The organism is Streptomyces olivoverticillatus (genome assembly GCF_014203555.1).
Classification (GTDB): Bacteria; Actinomycetota; Actinomycetes; order Streptomycetales; family Streptomycetaceae; genus Streptomyces; species Streptomyces olivoverticillatus.
On the sequence record NZ_JACHJH010000006.1, the window covers coordinates 33,612 to 53,501 of the forward strand.

Below are 19,890 nucleotides of genomic sequence, written 5' to 3' on the forward strand. Positions count from 1 at the left end.
CAAGGGGAGGAAAGGCCCGGCCGGTCAGGTGCCCGCGAGCGGCATGGACGCACCCACCAGGCGGCCCGCGGCCGCGGCCCGGTCCAGCGCCTCGCGCAGCAGGTCCTCGCGCGGCTGTGCCCCGATCGTCCCGACCGGTGCGGCAAAGACCAGCACCCGCTGCGTCTTGTTCACCGCGGCCCGCCACTCGTCGGCGACCTGCATGGCCTGGTGCGCCTGCCACCAGGCGGTGGGGGCGGCACCGGCCTGGGACTGCAGGATCGCGTGCAGCTTGCCCATGACCAGCAGCACCGACCAGCCCGGCGAGGGGGCGGGCACCCGGTCGATGGAGCCGACCGGCGCGAAGCCCTGCTCGGTGAGGAGCTCCAGGAAGACGTCCTCGGACCCGCCGGTGCCCGGGCGGGCGATCGGGGCGAGCGGCTCGACGACCAGCGCGGGCTGGATCTCGCCGCCGACCATCACCAGGCCGCTGGTCACCCCGAGCTCGGCCTGCAGTGGCACCTCCGTGCGCACCCCCACCTGCTCGCCGCCCTCGCCCGTGATGGACCTCACGGCGCCCTGGAGCTGTTCCTCGGAGACCGGCACGACCTGCGAAGGGATGCAGGTGGCATGCGCGAAGGCGAGCACCGCCGTCTCCTCGCCGACGAACAGCACGGTGCTGGTGGGCTCCCGCTCGGTGTCGCCGGGGGTGCGGCAGGACGTGCAGTCGTACTGGCCCGGGGCGTTGTCGCCGCCGAGCAGTCGGTCCGCTTCTTCGTCGCCGATCTCGGCGCGTACGTCGTCGCTGACATCGAGCATGCGCGGCACGGGGGCTCCTCGTACTGAAACGTTAAGGGGGCGCCGGGACCGTCCCGGCGGCTCGTAAGGAGACAACGGACGACCCATGGCCTGGGTCACGGCCCGGAAAAGTTCCCGTCCGGGGCTACCGATTCCTCATCACTTGGGGAACGAGTTGGCGATCACGGCCAACCGCCGGGCCCTCCGTGCGGTCTAACCTCTCAGTAGAAGCGGGCTACCCGGACTGTCCGCGGCATACCGGCTGCATGGGGACGAATGCACATCTCATTCCTGATTCACAACGCGTACGGAATCGGCGGCACGATCCGCACCACGTACAACCTCGCGGGCACTCTCGCCGAGCACCACGACGTGGAGATCGTCTCCGTCTTCCGCCACCGCGACGAGCCCGTCTTCGCCCCCAGCAGCAAGGTGCGGCTGCGGCACCTGGTCGACCTGCGCAAGGACAGTCCCGGCCACGACGGCGACAACCCGGAGTACGAGCGCCCCGCCACGGTCTTCCCCGCCACCGAGGGCCGCTACAAGCAGTACAGCGCGCTCACTGACCGGCGGATCGCCGAGCACCTGCGCGGCCTGGAGTGCGACGTGGTCGTGGGCACCCGTCCCGGTCTCAACGTCCACATCGCCCAGCAGGCCCGCCGCGGTCCGGTCCGCATCGGCCAGGAACACCTGACGCTCGGCACCCACTCCCCGCAGCTCAAGCTCACCCTGCGCACCCACTACCCGCGCCTGGACGCGGTCACCACCGTGACCGAGGCCGATGCGCAGACCTACCGCAAGATGATGCGGCTGCCCGGAGTCCGCGTCGAAGCCGTGCCCAACAGCGTCCCCGCCCCGGCACTGGCCCCCGCCGACTCCACCGGCAAGTGGGTGATCGCCGCCGGCCGGCTCGCGCCCGCCAAGCGCTACGACGTCCTCATCCGGGCCTTCGAGAAGGTCGTCGCCGAGCGCCCCGACTGGCGGCTGCGGATCTACGGCGCCGGTGCCGAGCGCGCCAAGCTGCGCGCGCTGATCGACAAGCGCGGCCTCTACAACCACGTCTACCTGATGGGCCCGGCCACCCCGCTGGAGCCCGAGTGGGTCAAGGGCTCGATCGGTGCCGTCACCTCCAGCCTGGAGTCCTTCGGCATGACCATCGTCGAGGCGATGCGCTGCGGCCTGCCGGTGGTCTCCACCGACTGCCCGCACGGTCCCGGCGAGATCATCGACAACGGTGTCGACGGCCTGCTCGTGCCCGTCGGCAAGGTCGACGAGATCGCCGCCGGACTGCTCAAGCTGATCAACGACGACGAACTGCGCAAGAGCATGGGCGAGCGCGCCCTGGAGAACTCGGCCCGCTTCGACCCCGACCGGGTCGCCGGGCGCTACGAGGAGCTCTTCACCGACCTGCTCGCGCGCGGCGCCTTGCGCGGCTCGCTGCACCGCACCCGCGGCGCCCTGCTCAGCAGCGCCTTCCGCACCAAGGACCGCAGCCGCTCCGCCCTGCGAAGGGCGCGAGCCGCATGACCCCTTCCACCACCCCCGAGGAGAGCACCATCGTGTCTGCCCCTCCCCTGGCCTTCGGCGCGGAGAACCCCACCGCCGACTGCATCGCGGACTCCGCGGGCGGACTGACCTTCGACCTCGACGCACCGGGGCACGGGGGCGAGCCCGCCCACTGGTCCGCGGCCCTCGTCCTGCGCCGCCGCGGCGCCACCGGGGAGGACGAGGTCCGGCTGCCGCTGACGTCCAACGGCGAAGGGCGCCTGCGGGCCGTCCTGCCCAGCACCGTCGCCCTCCCGGAGGGCCGCTGGGACGTCCACGTGGCCTGCGGCGAACACGCTCCGCAGCGCCTGGTGCCCGGCGTGGCCGACCTGCGCTCGCTCGTCGACCGCAGACCCGGCCCCAGCACCTCGCCGCTCGCCGTGCGCATCCCGTACGCGACCAAGCACGGCAACCTCTCGCTGCGCAGCTGGCTGCGGGCCCCGCACGCCGAGGCCGGCGACCTCCTCCTCGAGGCCTCCGGCATAACGGGCCACGGCTGCCTGTACCGGGTCGGGGAGCCGGCGGCCTGGCTGGCGGAGGCCGTCGTCGAGGCGCGGCTGCGCCGCGACGACGACGTCATGGTCACCGCGGCGGTCACCCCCGACGGCCAGGACTTCACGTTCTTCCTCTCCTACGACGAGCTCTGCGCCCCGTGGCACGGCGGCCTGGACGTGTGGGACCTGTGGCTGCGCGGACCGGAGGGCACCTCCCCGGTGCGCCTGGCCCGCATCCTGGACGACGTCGCCGACAAGAAGCAGATCTTCACCTACCCCGCGCGGGACGTCGCCGCCTCCTACGCCCCTGCCCGGGTGAGCCCGTACTACACCGTCGACAACGACCTTTCCGTCCGCGTCGACGAGCGGCCCCCGGTCACCGCTTAGCGCGGTCCCGCTTCGCCCGTGGCCTCGGCCTTCTCCTGCCGCACCGTCTCCGGATGGTGCAGGTCGAAGGCCGGGGACTCCGAGCGGATGCGGGGGAGGGAGAGGAAGTTGTGGCGCGGCGGCGGGCAGGTGGTCGCCCACTCCAGCGAGCGGCCGAAGCCCCAGGGGTCGTCCGACTCGACGCGCCTGCCGTACTTGGCGGTCTTCCAGACGTTGTAGAAGAACGGCAGCGTCGACATCCCGAGCAGGAACGCCCCGATGCTGGAGATCGTGTTCAGCGCGGTGAAGCCGTCGGCGGCCAGGTAGTCGGCGTACCGCCGGGGCATCCCCTGCGCGCCCAGCCAGTGCTGGACGAGGAAGGTGAGGTGGAAGCCGGTGAACAGGGTCCAGAAGTGGAGCTTCCCCAGCCGCTCGTCCAGCAGCTTCCCGGTGAGCTTGGGCCACCAGAAGTAGAAGCCCGCGAACATGGCGAAGACGACCGTCCCGAACACCACGTAGTGGAAGTGCGCGACCACGAAGTAGGTGTCGGTGACGTGGAAGTCCAGCGGCGGGGAGGCCAGGATCACCCCGGTGAGGCCGCCGAAGAGGAAGCTGACCAGGAAGCCGACCGCCCACAGCATCGGCGTCTCGAAGGACAGCGAGCCGTGCCACATGGTGCCGATCCAGTTGAAGAACTTCACCCCGGTCGGCACGGCGATCAGGAACGACATGAACGAGAAGAACGGCAGCAGCACCGCCCCGGTCGCGAACATGTGGTGCGCCCAGACCACCACCGACAGGGCCGTGATCGCCATGGTCGCGCCGATCAGCATCACATAGCCGAAGATCGGCTTCCGGGAGAAGACCGGGATGATCTCGGTGATGATGCCGAAGAACGGCAGCGCGATGATGTAGACCTCCGGGTGCCCGAAGAACCAGAACAGGTGCTGCCACAGCAGCGCCCCGCCGCTCGAAGCCTCGAAGACCTGCGCCCCGAACCGCCGGTCCGCCTCCAGCACCAGCAGCGCCGCGGCCAGCACCGGGAAGGCCAGCAGGATCAGGATGGACGTGAAGAGCACGTTCCAGGTGAAGACCGGCATCCGGAACATCGTCATGCCGGGCGCGCGCATGCCGATGATGGTGGTCAGGAAGTTCACCGCGCCGAGGATGGTGCCGAAGCCGGACAGCGCCAGGCCCAGGATCCACATGTCGGCGCCCAGCCCCGGTGAGCGGACCGCGCTGCTCAGCGGTGCGTAGCCGGTCCAGCCGAAGGACGCGCCGCCCTCGGGCATCAGCAGGCTGCTGACCACAATCAGGCCGCCGAAGAGGTAGAGCCAGTAGGCGAACATGTTCAGCCGGGGGAAGGCCACGTCCGGCGCGCCGATCTGCAGCGGCATGATCGCGTTGGCGAAGCCCGCGAAGGCAGGGGTGGCGAAGAGCAGCAGCATGATGGTGCCGTGCGCGGTGAACGCCTCGTTGAACTGCTCGTTGGTGATCAGCTGCAGCCCGGGGCGGGCCAGCTCGGCGCGCATCAGCATGGCGAGCAGCCCGGCGACGAGGAAGAAGCAGAACGACGTGATCAGGTAGAGGTGCCCGATCTTCTTGTGATCGGTGGTGGTCAGCCAGTCCACCACGATCCGGCCGCGCTGCCGCTCCCGGGTCTCGCCCGATGCGGTGGCCTGCGCGGTGTCGCTCCCCATCCCTGCCCCCTCGCTGTCGGCTCATAAGGCTGTCGTGGCACGTGAGCCCTCCCGGGCACCCGCCATGATGCTCGCCGGGTGGGCCGGGGCGCGAGGGTGCCTCGCCGGGTTCGGGCCGCGGTGCCGTCCCATGCCGGTCAAACAGATGTCCGCGACCGGTGTGCGCGTTGTGGCGGAACTGTGTATTCCGGGCGGTCCGGCAGCCCTCGCCGGACGGCACCGGAGACCCTCTCGGCAATTCTTCCCGAGCGGTATCTCCATGACTCTTTACCCGGGAATTCCAGCGAGCCCACAGAGAGGTTGACCGGGTCCTTTGGAAAAGGTGCCGTGAATTTCTCCGCGGTGTTTTATGAAGGCGGTTGGCGGGATACGGAACGGGCGCCGGGGACGGTCGGTGGCGAGGCGCAAGGGCTCGCAACATCTGTGACAGAAGTGTGACCAGTGGCGGACCGGGCGGGGACGGATCCATGGGCGGCTCCGCTTCCCCCGGCCGGGCGGCGCGGCCTACGGTGCTGCCATGGCACCTCTTCCGCACTTCCCCTCCGACCCCGACGACGACCCCGGGGCGTACGCCGGCCTCGACGCCGAGACCGCCGCGGAGCGCGCCCGCTCGCGCGGCTGGACGGAGGTCCGGGCGCTGGCGCCAGGCACCTTCATCACCCTGGAGTACCGCGTCGGGCGGCTGAACTTCGAGGTCGAGGACGGCCTCGTACGGCGCTGCTGGAAGGGGTAGAAAGCGCAAGGAGGGCGGTCCCGGAAGCTTCCGGGACCGCCCTCCTTCGTGCTGTGCGTCCTTGCCGTCGCGCCGTCAGCTCGCGGTGCGGCCACGGCCGGCGGCCGGGCCCAGCGGCGCGGTGCGCGGCGCGCGGTCGGCGTGCGGCGGCCGGCGGCTGCCGGTGGGGGTGACGGGCGTCCGCTCCGAGCGGGCGGTGTGCGGCCGGGGCAGCAGGTGCGGCCGGCCGTCCGGGACACGGGAGGCGCCGCCGCGGCTGCCCGCGCCCACGGGCTCGCGGACGGGCCGCTCGTCGTCGGCCGGGGCGCGCGGTCCGCCCAGGGCGACCGTCGCCGGCACCGGAGCCGCAAGCGGTGCGCCGCGCTCGCGCAGCCGCCGCCAAAGGGTCAGCAGCCAGGCCTCGGCGCGGGCCATCAGCGGCTCGAACCAGGGGAGCACCAGCAGGACCAGCAGCCCCGCGGTCCAGCCGAGGGTCACGTCGCTCATCCAGTGCGTGCCCAGGTAGACGGTGGTCATCCCGACCCCGAGCGCCAGCAGTGCCGCGATCACCGAGGCCACCCGGCGGGTGCGCGGGGTGGTCGCCAGATAGGCCAGCACGCCCCAGGTCACCACCGCGTTCGCGGTGTGCCCGGAGGGGAATATGTCGCCGCCCGCGAACATCTCGTTGGAGCCGATCGAGGTGGCGTAGTGCGGGCCGAGCCGGCCCATGCCTATCTTCGCGGCGCCCACGGTCGCGTTGAGCAGCAACAGCGAGGTGCCCAGCACCAGCAGCGGGCGCAGGGTCTTCTGCTTGTACGTGCACCAGCCCAGCCAGGCGGCCACGGCGACGGCGGTCGGGCCGCGCTGGCCCAGGACCACGAAGTAGTCGAGGAACGTGTGGATCTCCGGCCACTGCTTGTACGGCCGGAAGAGCATGACCTGCCAGTCGAACCGCACCGGCCAGGACGTGGTGAGCACACCGACCACGATCGCCACGTACACCATGAGGGTCGCCACGAAGATCCCCAGGCGGGTCCTGGTCATCCGCGGCCGCACGGGATCGGTCTGGCGCTCCTCCGCTTGGACGAGCTCGTCGTTGGTACGCACTCAATCGACGTTACATTGCGTGACGGGAGGGTTTGGCCGATCGGGCCTCTTTGTGATGACGATGTGATGTGGAATGCGTCTCAACCATGACTTTCGGCGCGCCCGATCCGACGGAATAAGGAACACCTAAAGAATCGTCCGGGGAGTTTCCGGAACTACTCTCTCCGCCTTATTCCATTTTCCTGTGCCGATGTTTATCGGTGATTGGCCACGACGTTCCGTGCCGTTTCCCCGTACCCGTCGGACGGTCCGGAAATATGATCACGGGGGGCCGGAGCCGTGCAGCCAGAAGGCGCCGTAGACCGCTGACGCCAGCGCCACACCGGACACCACGGTCACCATCCGCACCGTCCGCATGCGCGCCAGGGCCACCGCGAGCGGCAGCAGCAGCGGGAAGGCGGGCAGCATCAGACGCGGCTTGGAGCCGAAGTACCCCTTGGCCGTCAGGGCCAGCAGCAGCACCACGCCCGTATAGACGAGCAGCGGCAGCGGCTGGCGCTGCCGCGCCCCCGCCGCGTACAGCCAGAGCACCAGGCCCACGCCGACCAGCAGCGCCAGCCCGGCGGGGAACGCCGGGCCCGCCAGCCGCTGCCCGATGAACGAGGCGAAGGCGAGCCCCCCGTCGAAGCCGTTGCCCCAGCCGCCCTGGACATCGAGGTAGCCGGTGACGCTTCCCTCGCGCACACCGACCCAGGCGAAGTAGGCCAGCCAGCCCAGCGGCGCGAGCACCACGCCGAGCAGCATCCGCCCCCGGGGCAGCGCCCGCCGGTCCTCACTGCGCAGCAGCGTCACCGCCGCCGTGATCCACACGGCCGCCACCACCGCCGCGCCCACCGGCCGGGTCAGCCCGGCCAGTGCCGCGAACGCACCCGCCGCCACCCACCGGCCGCGCAGCAGCCCGTACACGCTCCACGCGGCCAGCGCCGTGAACAGCGACTCCGAATAAGCCATCGACTGCACCACGCCCACCGGCAACACGGCCCACAGCGCCACCAGCGCGACGCCCGTCCGCCGCCCGTGCACCAGGTCGCCGACGGCGAAGATCCCCCACGCGGCGAAGAGCGAGGCCACCGCGCTCACCACGAGCCCCGCCTGCCCCGCCGACAGCGGCAGGACCGCGGACAGCCCCCGCTCCAGCCCCGGCAGCAAGGGGAAGAACGCCAGGTCCGAGTGGACCTTCCCGCCCCCCAGATGAAGGGTGTAGCCGTAGCCGTGCTCGGCGATCCGGGCGTACCAGAGGGAATCCCAACGCGCCGAGAGCAGCTGGAGCGCGCTCTTTCCGTCCGCCAGACCCCACAGCGCCAGCGCCACGACGCCCAGCACCCGCACCGCCGCGAACACCAGCAGCGCCGGAACGGCACGGCGCAGCGCGAAACCGAACGCGGCGCGGCCGCGGGGCGGTGCACCCGTGCCGGGGGGAGGAGCGAGAGTGGTCATCGATCGATTGTCCCAGCCCTGTGACGTGAGAGGTGCCACGGAGGTTCGGGCGGGACTCGCGTACGCTGTCGACTCACTCAAGCCGCCTCAAACCGTCGGGCCCGCGCATTCCCGGGCCCGCGGCCGTCCGGCGCACGACCACGACAGGAGAGTGAATGTCCGGGACGACCACCGCCGGCACCCGACGGTCGTCGGGTGTTCCCCGGCAGCGGTCCCGGTACGGGCTCTCCGTCCGCGGGGGCGGCGCCGGGGCGAGCCGCTGGACGGTGCTCGTCGTCCTGTGCGTCAGCCTGCTCCTCGTCGCCGTCGACGCCACCGTGCTGCACATCGCCGTCCCGGCCGTCAGCGAGGACCTGCGGCCCAGCGCGATCCAGCTGCTGTGGATCGTGGACGTCTACCCCCTGGTCTGCGCCTCGCTGCTCATCCTCTTCGGCACCCTCGGCGACCGCGTCGGCCGCCGCCGGGTGCTGCTCCTGGGCTATGCGCTCTTCGGCGTGGCCTCGGCGCTGGCCGCGCTGGCCACCGCGCCCGAGGTGCTGATCGCGGCCCGGGCGCTGCTCGGCGTCGGCGGGGCGATGATCATGCCGGCGACGCTGTCGATCCTGCGGCAGGTCTTCCCCGACCGGCAGGAGCGGGCGCTGGCGATCGGCGTGTGGAGCGCGGTGGCCGCCGTGGGCGCGGCGGTGGGTCCGCTCGTCGGCGGGCTGCTGCTGGAGCACTTCTGGTGGGGATCGGTCTTCCTCATCAACATTCCGCTGATGGCGCTGGTCCTGCCGGCCGGGTGGTGGCTGCTGCCCGAGTCGACCGGTGACCGCAACGGCCCATGGGACGTGGTCGGCGCGCTGATGGCGGCGTTCGGACTGTTCGGCGTCGTCTACGGGGTGAAGCGGATCGGCGGCGCCGAGGCGCTGTCCCTCACCACGCTGGTGCCCGGGGCGCTCGGGGCCGCACTGCTCATCCTCTTCGTACGCCGCCAGCGGCGGCGCACCCACCCGCTGGTCGACCTCACGATGTTCGCGCGGCCCGCGTTCGGCACTTCGGTGGGGTGCATCGTGCTGGCGATGCTGGCGCTGGTCGGGCTGGAGCTCATAGCCGCCCAGTACCTCCAGCTCGTCCTCGGCCTCACCCCGCTGGAGACCGGCCTGCGACTGCTGCCGCTCACCCTCGCCGCCATGGCCGCGGGGCTCGCGGGGTCGCACGTGCTGCGCCGCTTCGGCCCCCGGGCCATGGTCTCGGCCGGCTTCGTGCTGACCGCGATGGCCGTGCTCTCCCTGACCGTCATGGGCGACCGGGACCGGCCCTGCGTGCTCGTCGTGGGCTTCGTGCTGCTCGGCTTCGGCCTGGAGACGACGCTCTTCGGGGCGTACGAATCGATGCTCAGCGAGTCGCCCGCGGAGTCCGCGGGCGGTTCGGCGGCGATCGGCGAGACCTCCTACCAGCTCGGCGCCGGCATCGGCATCGCGCTGCTGGGCAGCGTCATGAACGCGGCGTACGCGCCCGGAGTGGCCGACGTGCCCGGGGTGCCGAGCGCCGCGGGGCGGGCGGCGAGCCACTCGCTGGGCGAGGCGTACCAGGTGGCCGACCGGGTCGGCGGACCCGCGGGGGCCGCGCTGCGCGGCGCCGCGCGGGAGTCCTTCGTCTACGGGATGCACGTCGCCCTGGCGGTGAGTGCGGCTCTGCTGCTGCTGGGCGCGCTGGCCGCGCTGCGCCTGCCGCGCGGCACGGAGAGCGGAACGCCGTAGCGGGCGAGGGGCGGGACCGGGGCTGGACGAACGTGGTTACCCGGCCGTAGCGTTCGGGGCAAAGCCGTTGATCCACACCGCACCCGAGCCCGGAGGCCCCCGTGTTCGACCCGCACGATCCGCTCGCGATCGACGACCTCCTCACCGACGAGGACCGGGCCGTCCGCGCCACCGTCCGGCAATGGGCGGCCGACCGCGTGCTGCCCCACATCGCCGAGTGGTACGAGAGCGGCAGCCTCCCTGGCATCCGTGAACTCGCCCGCGAGCTGGGCTCGATCGGGGCCCTGGGCATGCAGCTCACCGGCTACGGCTGCGCGGGCGCGAGCGCCGTGCAGTACGGGCTGGCCTGCCTGGAGCTGGAGGCCGCCGACTCCGGCATCCGCTCGCTGGTCTCGGTGCAGGGCTCCCTCGCGATGTACGCCATCCACCGCTTCGGCTCCGAGGAGCAGAAGCAGCGCTGGCTGCCCGGCATGGCGGCAGGCGAGATCATCGGCTGCTTCGCGCTGACCGAGCCTGACCACGGCTCCGACCCGGCGGGCATGCGGACGTTCGCCAAGCGGGAGGCCGGGGGCGACTGGGTCCTGACCGGCCGCAAGATGTGGATCACCAATGGCTCGGTGGCCGGGGTGGCCGTGGTCTGGGCGCAGACCGAGGAGGGCATCCGCGGCTTCGTCGTGCCGGCGGACAGCCCGGGTCTGTCCGCGCCGGAGATCAAGCACAAGTGGTCGCTGCGCGCCTCGGTCACCAGCGAGCTGGTGCTGGACGAGGTGCGGCTGCCCGCGGACGCGGTGCTGCCGGAGGCCGTCGGCCTGCGCGGGCCGCTCAGCTGTCTGAGCCACGCCCGGTACGGGATCGTGTGGGGCTCGATGGGCGCCGCGCGCACGTGTTTCGAGACGGCGCTGGACTATGCGAAGACCCGGGAGCAGTTCGGCAGGCCGATCGGTGGCTTCCAGCTCACCCAGGCCAAGCTGGCCGACATGGCGGTGGAGCTGCACAAGGGCATCCTGCTCGCCCACCATCTGGGGCGGCGGATGGACGCGGGGCGGCTGCGGCCGGAGCAGGTGAGCTTCGGCAAGCTCAACAGCGTGCGCGAGGCGATCGAGATCTGCCGCACCGCGCGGACGGTCCTGGGGGCCAACGGGATCTCGCTCGAATACCCCGTCATGCGGCACGCCACGAACCTGGAGTCGGTGCTCACTTACGAGGGCACCGTGGAGATGCACCAACTGGTGCTGGGCAAGGCGCTCACCGGCATCGACGCGTTCCGGTAAGCACCTGCCCGTTGGGTCCCAGTCAGTTCTGATTGCTGTGCTTGCCCGGGGGCCGACCCCCGGACCCCCGGCCGGCCCCCCCGCGTCAGTTCTGGTTGAAGAAGCCGCCGTTGGCGCGGCGCATGGGCTCCCCGCTGACCACCTTGTAGTCGGCGGGGGTGAGCAGGAAGACGCGGTTGGCGACGCGCTCGATGGAGCCGCGCAGCCCGAACGTCAGACCGGCCGCGAAGTCCACGACCCGCTTGGCGTCGCCGGGCTCCATCGCCGTGAGGTTGACGATCACCGGCACGCCCTCGCGGAAGAGTTCGCCGATGCCGCGGGCGTCCCGGAAGCCGTCCGGGGTGACGGTGGCGATCCGGGTGCCCTGCTCCTGGGCGACCTCGTCGGCCACCCGCACCTTGGGGTTGGTGACCCAGGAGTCGGCTGGCTCGGGCCCTTCGTACGAGTCCTCTTCGTAGCCGCCGTAGTAGCCCTCGCCATCGCTGTCGTCGACGAGGCCAAGCCAGGCACTCGCCTTGCGCACCGATCCCATGGACGCCTCCTCTCACACGCGGTGTGTTCCGCCCGCTCCCCTATGGTCGTCCATGATGCGGATGATGTGCCAAGTGGATGGCGGCCAAGCGAGGATTTCGTGACGCATCTGGTGCAAAGCGGGTGTCGGTGCGTCAGAAACCTCGAGGAGTCAGCCACAGGCGCTGGACCTGGGCATATGCGGCATGGGTCGGGTGCGTGCAGGCCACGGCCCAACACGATTCTCCCCGGTGACTAGGATGCCCGGGCACATCGACACCACACACGGGGACACGTTTTGTTCGGGATTATCAGGCCATGCCGTCATCGGCTGTCCGAGAGCATGCGGACGGAGTGGATGGCGCATCTTTGCGGCCTCTGCCTCGCTCTGAGGGGCGATCACGGGCAGTTTGCTCGAATAGCCACCAACTATGACGGTCTAGTCATATCCGTTCTGGTCGAGGCCCAGTCCTCGCGCGCCGAAGGTGCGAACTCCTGGCGGCGCACGGCCGGTCCGTGCCCGTTGCGCGGCATGCGCAGCGCTTCCGTGGCCAAGGGCGAGGGCGCCCGGCTGGCCGCGTCCGTCTCGCTGGTACTGGCCTCGGCCAAGATGCGGGACCATGTTGCCGATGGGGACGGAGCGTTGGGCAGGCGCCCGGTCGCGGCCGCCGCCCGCCGGATCGCCGCCAAGTGGGACCGGGCGGGCGCACGTACCGGCTCCGAACTCGGCTTCGACACCGCCGTACTGGTCGACGCGGTCGAACGGCAGACCGGGCTCGAGGAGCTCGCCGGGCCGGGCACCCCCCTGGTGCAGATCACCGAGCCGACGGAGACGGCGACCGCCGCGGCCTTCGGCTACACGGCCGTACTGGCCGGGCGGCCCGCCAACCGGGCGCCGTTGGAGGAGGCGGGCCGGCTCTTCGGGCGGCTGGCACACCTGTTGGACGCCGTCGAAGACCTGGCCGAGGACGCCCGTACCGGCGCATGGAACCCGGTCGCCGCCACGCAGACCCCGCTCGCCGAGGTGCGGCGGCTGTGCGACGACGCCGTGCACGGAGTGCGGTTGGCGCTGCGCGAGGTGGAGTTCGGCAGCAAGGCGCAGGGCAGGCTCGCGCATCTCCTGCTCGCCCATGAACTGCAGAGCGCGGTCGACCGGGCGTTCTCCGACGGCGGCCACACCTGTGCGAACCCCGGACACCGGGGAGCCGCGGAACACCAGGGCGCCTTCGGCCCGCCGTCCTACATGCCCCCGCCCGCGCCGCCGCAGCCGCCGAGGTGGGGGAGGCGGCGCGGGCTGATCGCCGGGTGCGCGGTGTGGAGCGTGATGTGCTGTACGTGCCAGGTGTGTTGCAAGGACCCCTATATGGACCCCTGGAGCGGGAAGCCGCGCGAGGCCTGGTGCTCCATCTGTGCCGACAACTGCGACTGCGGTGGAGGCGACTGCAGTGGCTGTGGTGATTGCTGCGATGCCTGCAACTGCTGCGGCAAATGCTGCGATGGATGCGACGGATGTGATGGATGCGATTGTGGCTGTGACTGCTGAAAGGTACTGACCGAGCAGAAAGTGGCGCGAGGGGAGGGTGCGGCCGGAGCGACGGCCGGGGTGAAGGCAGCGGAGGCGCCGGCTTTGCCGCCGGGGAGGCGGGGCGGGCGGCCGTGGCCCGGGGTGACCTTCGTCCTCGGCGACACGGCGGCCGAGGCCCAGGAGAAGGCCGCCGAGATCCGCAAGCAGCAGGTCTCCCCGCAGACCGCCCTGCTCACCCTGGAACAGGTCTGGGGCCGCGACCTGTCCGGCTACGACCTCGACGGCCCGCTGCCGGACATCGACCCCGATCCCGAAGGCCGCCCGGCCCAGGGCCGGGTGCGCATCGGCGATCCGCTCGCCGTCGCCGCGAAGTGGCGGGCCGTCTCCGAGGCCAAGGGCCTGTCCATCCGGCAGACGGTGATCGAGACCACCGGCCGGCAGTCCTTCATCGGGACGCCCGCCCAAGTGGCCGACGCCCTCGACGAGTTCGTCACCCTCCGTGCGGCGGACGGCTTCATCCTCGTCCCCCAGTTCACCCCCGGCGGCCTCGACGACTTCGTCGAGAGGGTCGTCCCTCTGCTCCAGGAGCGCGGCGCCTTCCGCACGGAGTACTCCGGGCACACACTGCGCGAGCACCTCGGACTCGCGCGGCCCGCGGGGAAGGGGTGAGCGGCGGGCTCGGGGGAGCCTCCTCGGGGCGCTCGTCGCGCGCCGGGGGCGCGTCCGAAAGGCGCTCTTGCGCCGCGGTGTCCGATGCCCGAATACTCCCGGACAGCGCTTGTCAGGGGCACGGCGAAAGTGGAATCCTGCGTGCCTCTTGGCTGTGCGCCTCACGGGCCCGTCCCACCGGCGGGCCCCGGACCCCCCTCGGGAGGAAAGACGTGAGGATCAAGCGCACCACCCCCCGTACCGGCACCGCCCGCCGAGCCAGGGTCATCGCCGTGGCCTCCGGCCTCCTGGCCGCCTCCGCACTCGCTGCCACCAGCGCCCACGCCGAGCCCGGCGCGGCAAGCACCGCCTTCTCCGCCGCCCAGCTGTCCGCCGCGAGCTCCGCCGTCGAGTCGGCCGACGTCGCGGGCACCGCCTGGGCTGTCGACCGGGCAAACGGAGACGTGGTCGTCACCGCCGACTCCACGGTCTCCGCCGCCGCCATAGCCAGGATCAGACAGCAGGCCGGGCCGTTGGCCGACGCGATACGCGTCGAGCGCACGCCCGGCACCCTCAAGCCGCTGCTCGCCGGCGGCGACGCGATCTACGCACCCACCTGGCGCTGCTCGGTCGGGTTCAACGTCCGCAAGGGCAACACCTACTACTTCCTAACCGCCGGCCACTGCACCCAGGGCAAGCCGCCCTACTACACCAACTCCAGCCACAGCACGAGCATCGGCCCCACCACCGGCACCACCTTCCCGGGCAGCGACTACGGGATCGTGCAGTACACCAACGGCTCCCTCGCCCACCCCAGCGCCGTCGACCTCTACAACGGCAGCTCCCAGCGCATCACCTCCGCGGGCAACGCCGCCGTGGGCCAGAGCGTCCAGCGCAGCGGCTCCACCACGAAGGTGCACGGCGGCAAGGTCACCGGCCTGAACGCCACCGTCAACTACGGCAACGGCCAGGTGGTCCGCGGCCTGATCCAGACCAACGTCTGCGCCGAGCCGGGCGACAGCGGCGGCGCGCTCTTCGCCGGCTCCACCGCCCTCGGGCTGACCTCCGGCGGCAGCGGCAACTGCACCTCCGGCGGCACGACCTTCTTCCAGCCGGTCACCAAGGCGCTCAGCGCCTACGGGGTGAGCATCTTCTAGCGCCCCCTCCCGCGTCTGACCGCGAGCGCTTCCGCCCTTCCCCAGCCTCTCGGCCAGCAGCACAGAGCCCCCGGCCCGCCCGGCCAGGGGCTCGACCACGCCCCGGCGCGGGCATACCGTGGATGTATCGCCTATGCGTACGGCAGGGGGTCGTGATGCTCGAAGACCTCGTGGTGGCAGTGGTGGCCGCAGGATCCGCCGGGGTGGTGTACCTGGTCGGGGCGGCCCGGGTGGTCAAGCAGTACGAGCGCGGAGTGGTGCTGCGCCTGGGGCGGCTGCTGCCCAACGTCCGGCAGCCCGGGTTCACGCTGATCGTTCCCGGAGTCGACCGGCTCCGTAAGGTGAACATGCAGATCGTCACCATGCCGGTGCCCGCCCAGGAGGGCATCACCCGTGACAACGTGACCGTGCGCGTGGACGCGGTCGTCTACTTCAAGGTCGTCAACCCGACCGAGGCCGTGATCGCCGTCGAGGACTACCGCTTCGCGGTCTCGCAGATGGCACAGACCTCGCTGCGCTCGATCATCGGCAAGAGCGACCTGGACGACCTGCTCTCCAACCGGGAGAAGCTCAACCAGGGCCTGGAGCTGATGCTCGACAGCCCGGCCATCGGCTGGGGCGTGCAGATCGACCGGGTCGAGATCAAGGACGTCTCCCTGCCGGAGACGATGAAGCGGTCGATGTCGCGGCAGGCCGAGGCCGAGCGGGAGCGGCGGGCCCGCGTGATCAACGCGGACGCGGAGCTGCTGGCGTCGAAGAAGCTGGCGGAGGCGGCTCGGACGATGTCCGGGCAGCCGTCGGCGCTGCAACTGCGGCTGCTGCAGACGATCGTGGCCGTCGCCGCCGAGAAGAACTCGACGCTGGTGCTGCCGTTCCCTGTGGAGCTGTTGCGGTTCCTGGAGCGGGCCGGCCACGGGGAGGCCGCGCCGCCGGCCCGGCCGGAGGCCGAGCCCGCGGCCGAGCGGATCGAACTCGAAGAGGCGCCGGAGGCTTCGCAGATCGCGGAGTCCTTGGCGTCCTTGGGGTCCGCGGAGCCCCTGGAGCTCTCGGAGCCCTCGGCGTCCTCCGAGCCCTTGAAGTTCACAGAGCCTTCGGAGACCGCGGAGCCCGTGGAGCGCCCGGCGTCCGCGGAGCCCGGGGACGGCGGGGCGGGCACCGAGCGTGCGTAAGGCATAGGCAAGGCAGGGGTACGGCATAGGGCGTAGAGCCCTCGAACGCCCCCGGCAAGCGCGCGGCGCGTGATGGGGGCGCGCGCATGGTCATGCGCGCGACTGGAAGTCGCCCTTGTGCACTCCCCCCTCCGATCGGGACACTCGACGGACGACTTGGCATGGACGCGACCCGTGCCGCACGTCCTCCGGGTCCCGGACGCAGCATCGCCGCCGGGAACCCGACCCCCCACTGGAGGTGTCGAGTTGACCATCCGCCGGATGCCCGCGCGCGCCGCCTCGGCTCTCGCCGCCGCTCTTGCCCTCACCGCCGCCGTCCTTCTCCCGCAGTCCGCCCACGCGTCGTCCGCTTCGGCCGCCACCCGCTTCTCCGACTCCCAACTCGACGTCGTGCAGGAGGAGTTGAGCAAGACCGCCGCCATTCCCGGTACGGCGTGGGCGACGGACCCCAGACTGGGCCGGGTGGTCGTCACCGCCGATTCCACCGTCACCGGCGCCCGGCGGGCCAAGCTCGACGAGGTCGTCTCCGGCTCCGGCGGGGCCGTGGTGGTGCGTACGGTCCCCGGCAGGCTCACCCGTTTCCTCGGCGGCGGCGACGCGGTCTACGGTCGCTCCGCCCGCTGTACGGCGGGGTTCAACGTCACCCGGCCCGGCAGGCCCGCTGCTTTCCTGACGGCCGGACACTGCGGCAACGCCGTGCCGAGCTGGTCCGCCACCCAGGGCGGCCCGGAGATCGCGAAGACCGTGGCCTCGGTGTTCCCCGGGCACGACTACGCGCTCGCGGAGTACACCGCCGGCGGCGACCACCCGAGCGTCGTGAACCTCCACGGCTCCGGTGCGCAGGCCATCCGCGAGGCCGCCCTCGCGTCCGTCGGTGAGACGGTCGAGCGCAGCGGCTCCAGCACCGGCGTGCACAGCGGCAAGGTCACCGGCATCGACGCCACGGTCAACTACCCGGAGGGGCAGGTCACGGGGCTGATCAAGACCAGTGTCTGCGGCGAGCCGGGGGACAGCGGCGGCCCCCTCTTCGACCACGACAAGGGTCTCGGCGTGCTCTCCGGCGGTGTCGGCAGCTGCGGGCTGCAGGGCGGGGAGACCTACTACCAGCCGCTCCCGGAAGCCCTGGCCGCGCTCAAGGCGCAGCTCGGCTGAGGGCGCGCCCCCACAGGCGGCGGCCCCCGGACACACCTCCACGGTGTCCGGGGGCCGCTTTTCGCGTGCTGTGGCCGCGCGGTGTGGCTGGCCTCCGGTCAGAACTCGAAGACCGTGCCCTTGCCCGCCTTCGCCTCGCACGGGTTGGCGAACGTGTGCTCGTAGTTGACGCGCTTGCCTTCCCAGACGCCTATGGCCGTGACCACGGACGGGTTCCACTCCTTGGTGCAGAACGTGTCGGACTTGATCTTGGTGATCTGATCGAAGTCCCCGTCGGTCAGACGGAGCTGGGCGCAGGCGCCGCGCACGTCCGGGTGTGTGCCTGCGGGCTTGGGCATACAGGTGAGCGTCACCGCGCGCTGTACGTTCGCGGTCGCCGCCTCGTCGCCCTGGCCGACGGTCAGTACGAGCGCTGAGGGCGCGTACAGACTCTGCGTCTGCGCCGCTTGCGCGGGCGCGGCGTTCGCGGCCGTCCCGGCCGCCGCCAGGCCGCCCAATGCCAGCGCGGCCCCCAGCGCGATCCCCCCAGTGATGTACCGCATTCCGAACACTCCCTTGCTCGTGGGTGCAGATAACGGACGGCAGTCTGGCCCAAGTTGGGCATGAACGCACGCCCATCGAACACTTTCAGTCGCCGGTTGAAGACTTTCCGTAGTGGCTCGATCTCATGTGAAACGGGTCTCCGGGGTGGCGCCAGGTAAACGCCGGGCGGACGGGAGTGTCCGACTTGGCGGGGAAGAGGGGGATTTAATGTTTCAGGAGTGTTGACCAGCGCAGATCCCTTGTAATCATTGACGACCCCTTAGGGAAGCCTTGGAAAGCTTGATTTAATGGCTTGTTGATCGTCGTATCGAAGGGCCTCGGTGTTGGCTCGGAAGGCTCGCGAGGCCAGGCCGAAAAGCGGTCCGCCCGGCGGTTGCGGGGCGACCTGCAGGGCTGCGGAGCTCCGCAGTAATGGCCGAAGAGCACTCAGACCGACCGTTCGGTCTGTCCTCAAAAGGCTCTCTCGTCACTGGTGTTGATGCCCGCGGAGGGGCCGCTGACACCGCTTCCGCCGTTTCGTATACAGCGACCAATCAGTTGCGGCGGTCCATCAGCGCGCGCGGTGACGCAGGACGCTCAGGAGGACGGAGGGGTGGGCGAGGGCCGCGGGGCCGTCGAGCATGTGCTGGACGCGGGCGAAGCGGCGGTAGGCGGCCGGGTCCTCCGGCAGGACGGCGAGCAGGCCGGTCAGATACCGGTGCGCGAGGCGGCGGCCGACCGAGAGCGCCCGGGAGGGGTCCGCGGCGAGGTCGGCGGTGGTGCTGAACGTCCAGGGCAGGCGCAGCAGCCGGGCGGCGCGCCGCTGGAACGGGCGGGCCACGGGCCCGGCGGGCTTCCCGGCGGCGGCGCGCTCGCCGAGCATGGTGCCGAGCAGGACGGCCTGCTCGGCGGCGACCGTCATCCCTTGCCCGTAGAGGGGGTTGAGGGTGCACAGCGCGTCGCCGAGGACGGTCAGGCCGTCGGGCCAGGCGGGCATCTTGTGGAAGAGCGTCCAGTGGTTGCCGGGATTGGTGTGCCGGTAGGTGCGCGAGAGCGGGGTGCCCTCGGCGACGCATTCGGCGAAGTGGGGGTTGCGCAGGCCGGTGGCGTACTCCAGGAAGCCGGTGTCGTCCGCGGGCGGCAGGTCGTCGTCGCGGGTGATCAGGCAGATGATCCAGCGGCCGCCGTCGATGGCGAGAATGCCGCCGCCGCGTGGCACGGCGGGCAGGAAGGGGACCTCCACGGAGCAGAGCCAGTCGTGGTCGCGGGCGCTGTCGGGGATCTCGTACAGCCGTGAGGAGTAGGCGAAGGGCGAGGCGACGGCGAGCCGGCGGGCCCGCGGATAGCCCGCCGCCTCGAGCCAGCGGGACAGCGGCGAGGAGCGGCCGGTGGCGTCGACGACCAGGTCGGCGGGGAGGGTGAGGTTCTCCGGGGTGGCACCCGGCGCCAGCCTGCGGCCGATGACGGCCCGGACGCGGCCCGCGGCGCGGTCGAGGGCCAGCCCGTCGGCGCGGAAGCCGTCGAGGGTCTCCACCTGGGGCAGGGCGGTCACCCGGCGGCGCAGGCACTCCTCCAGGGTGTCCCGGCCGCAGGACTGCAGCGGGATGTCCAGGTGGGCGCTGGGCGCCCAGCCGGTGGGCAGCAGGCTGCGGTAGGCGGTGCCGAAGTCGAAGACGGGCGCCTGCCGTGCGGAGAGTTCCTCGCGCAGGCCGGGGAAGAGGATCTCCAGGAGCTGTCCGCCCCGGGCGAGCATGCCGTGGGGGTGCCGGGCCTGCGGCACTCCGGGGCGGGGCTCGCCGGGGCGGGGCGCCCGGTCCCGCTCGATGACGGTGACGCGCTCGAAGGTCTCGGCCAGCACCCGGGCGGTGAGCAGGCCCGCGTAACCGCCGCCGAGCACCACCGCCTGCCGCCAGGGCCGCGGGGCCGCCTCGGCCTCCGCCCGGGATATGTCCGTGCCGGACGCCACATGGACCTCCCCTGTCCGTCTGCCGGGCCGTGACGCTGCACGGCCCCCAACAGAGTGGACCCGCGCCCGTACCGGGATCACCGGCTCGTC

General features: G+C 71.7%; 16 protein-coding genes and 1 pseudogene. 10 read left to right on the top strand and 7 right to left on the bottom strand.

Translation table 11 applies throughout. The features are described from left to right. Positions 1 to 24: 24 nt before the first annotated feature. Positions 25 to 807 (bottom strand): hypothetical protein, encoded by a 783-nt coding sequence (locus tag FHS39_RS19635; protein WP_184350676.1) that lies wholly within the window; start codon positions 805 to 807, stop codon positions 25 to 27. 246 nt (positions 808 to 1,053) lie between these two features. On the opposite strand from FHS39_RS19635, the gene FHS39_RS19640 reads away from it, so the two are divergent. Then, complete coding sequence (locus FHS39_RS19640; protein ID WP_184350677.1) at positions 1,054 to 2,304, top strand: glycosyltransferase family 4 protein; 1,251 nt, start codon at positions 1,054 to 1,056, stop codon at positions 2,302 to 2,304. A gap of 32 nt (positions 2,305 to 2,336) precedes the next feature. Next, positions 2,337 to 3,203 carry a hypothetical protein gene (locus FHS39_RS19645; RefSeq protein ID WP_343069653.1) on the top strand — a complete coding sequence of 289 codons (867 nt, stop codon included), beginning with the start codon at positions 2,337 to 2,339 and terminating at the stop codon, positions 3,201 to 3,203. On the opposite strand, the gene ctaD is transcribed toward FHS39_RS19645, so the two are convergent. Then, complete coding sequence (ctaD, locus tag FHS39_RS19650) at positions 3,200 to 4,882, bottom strand: aa3-type cytochrome oxidase subunit I (protein WP_184350678.1); 1,683 nt, start codon at positions 4,880 to 4,882, stop codon at positions 3,200 to 3,202. The two genes, FHS39_RS19645 and ctaD, sit on opposite strands and share 4 nt — an antisense overlap. Before the next feature lie 517 nt (positions 4,883 to 5,399). Here ctaD and FHS39_RS19655 point away from each other — a divergent pair. Continuing rightward, positions 5,400 to 5,615 carry an I78 family peptidase inhibitor gene (locus tag FHS39_RS19655; RefSeq protein ID WP_184350679.1) on the top strand — a complete coding sequence of 72 codons (216 nt, stop codon included), beginning with the start codon at positions 5,400 to 5,402 and terminating at the stop codon, positions 5,613 to 5,615. 75 nt (positions 5,616 to 5,690) lie between these two features. On the opposite strand, the gene FHS39_RS19660 is transcribed toward FHS39_RS19655, so the two are convergent. Both FHS39_RS19660 and FHS39_RS19665 read right to left on the bottom strand, forming a co-directional pair. Next, complete coding sequence (locus tag FHS39_RS19660) at positions 5,691 to 6,701, bottom strand: phosphatase PAP2 family protein (protein WP_184350680.1); 1,011 nt, start codon at positions 6,699 to 6,701, stop codon at positions 5,691 to 5,693. A gap of 261 nt (positions 6,702 to 6,962) precedes the next feature. Then, the gene (locus tag FHS39_RS19665; protein WP_184350681.1) at positions 6,963 to 8,138 is read right to left on the bottom strand and encodes a mannosyltransferase family protein; all 1,176 of its coding nucleotides are present in this window, start codon (positions 8,136 to 8,138) and stop codon (positions 6,963 to 6,965) included. A gap of 155 nt (positions 8,139 to 8,293) precedes the next feature. On the opposite strand from FHS39_RS19665, the gene FHS39_RS19670 reads away from it, so the two are divergent. Beyond that, positions 8,294 to 9,880 (top strand): MFS transporter, encoded by a 1,587-nt coding sequence (locus FHS39_RS19670; RefSeq protein WP_184350682.1) that lies wholly within the window; start codon positions 8,294 to 8,296, stop codon positions 9,878 to 9,880. A 101-nt stretch (positions 9,881 to 9,981) separates the two neighbouring features. Next, positions 9,982 to 11,151, top strand: coding sequence for an acyl-CoA dehydrogenase family protein (locus FHS39_RS19675; RefSeq protein ID WP_184350683.1), 1,170 nt, complete (start codon positions 9,982 to 9,984; stop codon positions 11,149 to 11,151). An 85-nt stretch (positions 11,152 to 11,236) separates the two neighbouring features. Here FHS39_RS19675 and FHS39_RS19680 read toward each other — a convergent pair whose 3' ends face one another. Next, on the bottom strand, positions 11,237 to 11,683 hold the full coding sequence (locus tag FHS39_RS19680; protein ID WP_184350684.1) for a cell division protein SepF: 447 nt from the start codon (positions 11,681 to 11,683) through the stop codon (positions 11,237 to 11,239). 276 nt (positions 11,684 to 11,959) lie between these two features. Between FHS39_RS19680 and FHS39_RS19685 the strand changes: the two genes are divergently transcribed. From FHS39_RS19685 to FHS39_RS19705, 5 genes and pseudogenes are all read left to right on the top strand, one after another. After that, positions 11,960 to 13,204 carry a DUF5685 family protein gene (locus FHS39_RS19685; protein WP_184350685.1) on the top strand — a complete coding sequence of 415 codons (1,245 nt, stop codon included), beginning with the start codon at positions 11,960 to 11,962 and terminating at the stop codon, positions 13,202 to 13,204. Between the two features lie 117 nt (positions 13,205 to 13,321). After that, positions 13,322 to 13,855 (top strand): annotated as a pseudogene (locus FHS39_RS19690) (LLM class oxidoreductase); the annotation flags it as partial. Between the two features lie 212 nt (positions 13,856 to 14,067). Next, on the top strand, positions 14,068 to 14,991 hold the full coding sequence (locus FHS39_RS19695) for a trypsin-like serine protease (protein WP_184350686.1): 924 nt from the start codon (positions 14,068 to 14,070) through the stop codon (positions 14,989 to 14,991). 155 nt (positions 14,992 to 15,146) lie between these two features. Continuing rightward, positions 15,147 to 16,160 carry a slipin family protein gene (locus FHS39_RS19700; protein ID WP_184350687.1) on the top strand — a complete coding sequence of 338 codons (1,014 nt, stop codon included), beginning with the start codon at positions 15,147 to 15,149 and terminating at the stop codon, positions 16,158 to 16,160. Positions 16,161 to 16,421: 261 nt separating this feature from the next. Then, on the top strand, positions 16,422 to 17,312 hold the full coding sequence (locus FHS39_RS19705) for a S1 family peptidase (RefSeq protein WP_184350688.1): 891 nt from the start codon (positions 16,422 to 16,424) through the stop codon (positions 17,310 to 17,312). Between the two features lie 98 nt (positions 17,313 to 17,410). On the opposite strand, the gene FHS39_RS19710 is transcribed toward FHS39_RS19705, so the two are convergent. Both FHS39_RS19710 and FHS39_RS19715 read right to left on the bottom strand, forming a co-directional pair. Next, the gene (locus tag FHS39_RS19710) at positions 17,411 to 17,854 is read right to left on the bottom strand and encodes a subtilase-type protease inhibitor (protein ID WP_184350689.1); all 444 of its coding nucleotides are present in this window, start codon (positions 17,852 to 17,854) and stop codon (positions 17,411 to 17,413) included. Between the two features lie 551 nt (positions 17,855 to 18,405). Further along, positions 18,406 to 19,800, bottom strand: coding sequence for an NAD(P)/FAD-dependent oxidoreductase (locus tag FHS39_RS19715; protein ID WP_184350690.1), 1,395 nt, complete (start codon positions 19,798 to 19,800; stop codon positions 18,406 to 18,408). Positions 19,801 to 19,890 lie beyond the last annotated feature (90 nt).

What these genes read in the sequence shown, in the direction of transcription:
- FHS39_RS19640 (WP_184350677.1), top strand. Translation starts at nt 1,054, where the DNA reads ATGCACATCTCATTCCTGATTCACAACGCGTACGGAATCGGCGGCACG.
- ctaD (WP_184350678.1), bottom strand. Translation starts at nt 4,882, where the DNA reads ATGGGGAGCGACACCGCGCAGGCCACCGCATCGGGCGAGACCCGGGAG.
- FHS39_RS19655 (WP_184350679.1), top strand. Translation starts at nt 5,400, where the DNA reads ATGGCACCTCTTCCGCACTTCCCCTCCGACCCCGACGACGACCCCGGG.
- FHS39_RS19665 (WP_184350681.1), bottom strand. Translation starts at nt 8,138, where the DNA reads ATGACCACTCTCGCTCCTCCCCCCGGCACGGGTGCACCGCCCCGCGGC.
- FHS39_RS19670 (WP_184350682.1), top strand. Translation starts at nt 8,294, where the DNA reads ATGTCCGGGACGACCACCGCCGGCACCCGACGGTCGTCGGGTGTTCCC.
- FHS39_RS19680 (WP_184350684.1), bottom strand. Translation starts at nt 11,683, where the DNA reads ATGGGATCGGTGCGCAAGGCGAGTGCCTGGCTTGGCCTCGTCGACGAC.
- FHS39_RS19700 (WP_184350687.1), top strand. Translation starts at nt 15,147, where the DNA reads ATGCTCGAAGACCTCGTGGTGGCAGTGGTGGCCGCAGGATCCGCCGGG.
- FHS39_RS19705 (WP_184350688.1), top strand. Translation starts at nt 16,422, where the DNA reads ATGCCCGCGCGCGCCGCCTCGGCTCTCGCCGCCGCTCTTGCCCTCACC.
- FHS39_RS19710 (WP_184350689.1), bottom strand. Translation starts at nt 17,854, where the DNA reads ATGCGGTACATCACTGGGGGGATCGCGCTGGGGGCCGCGCTGGCATTG.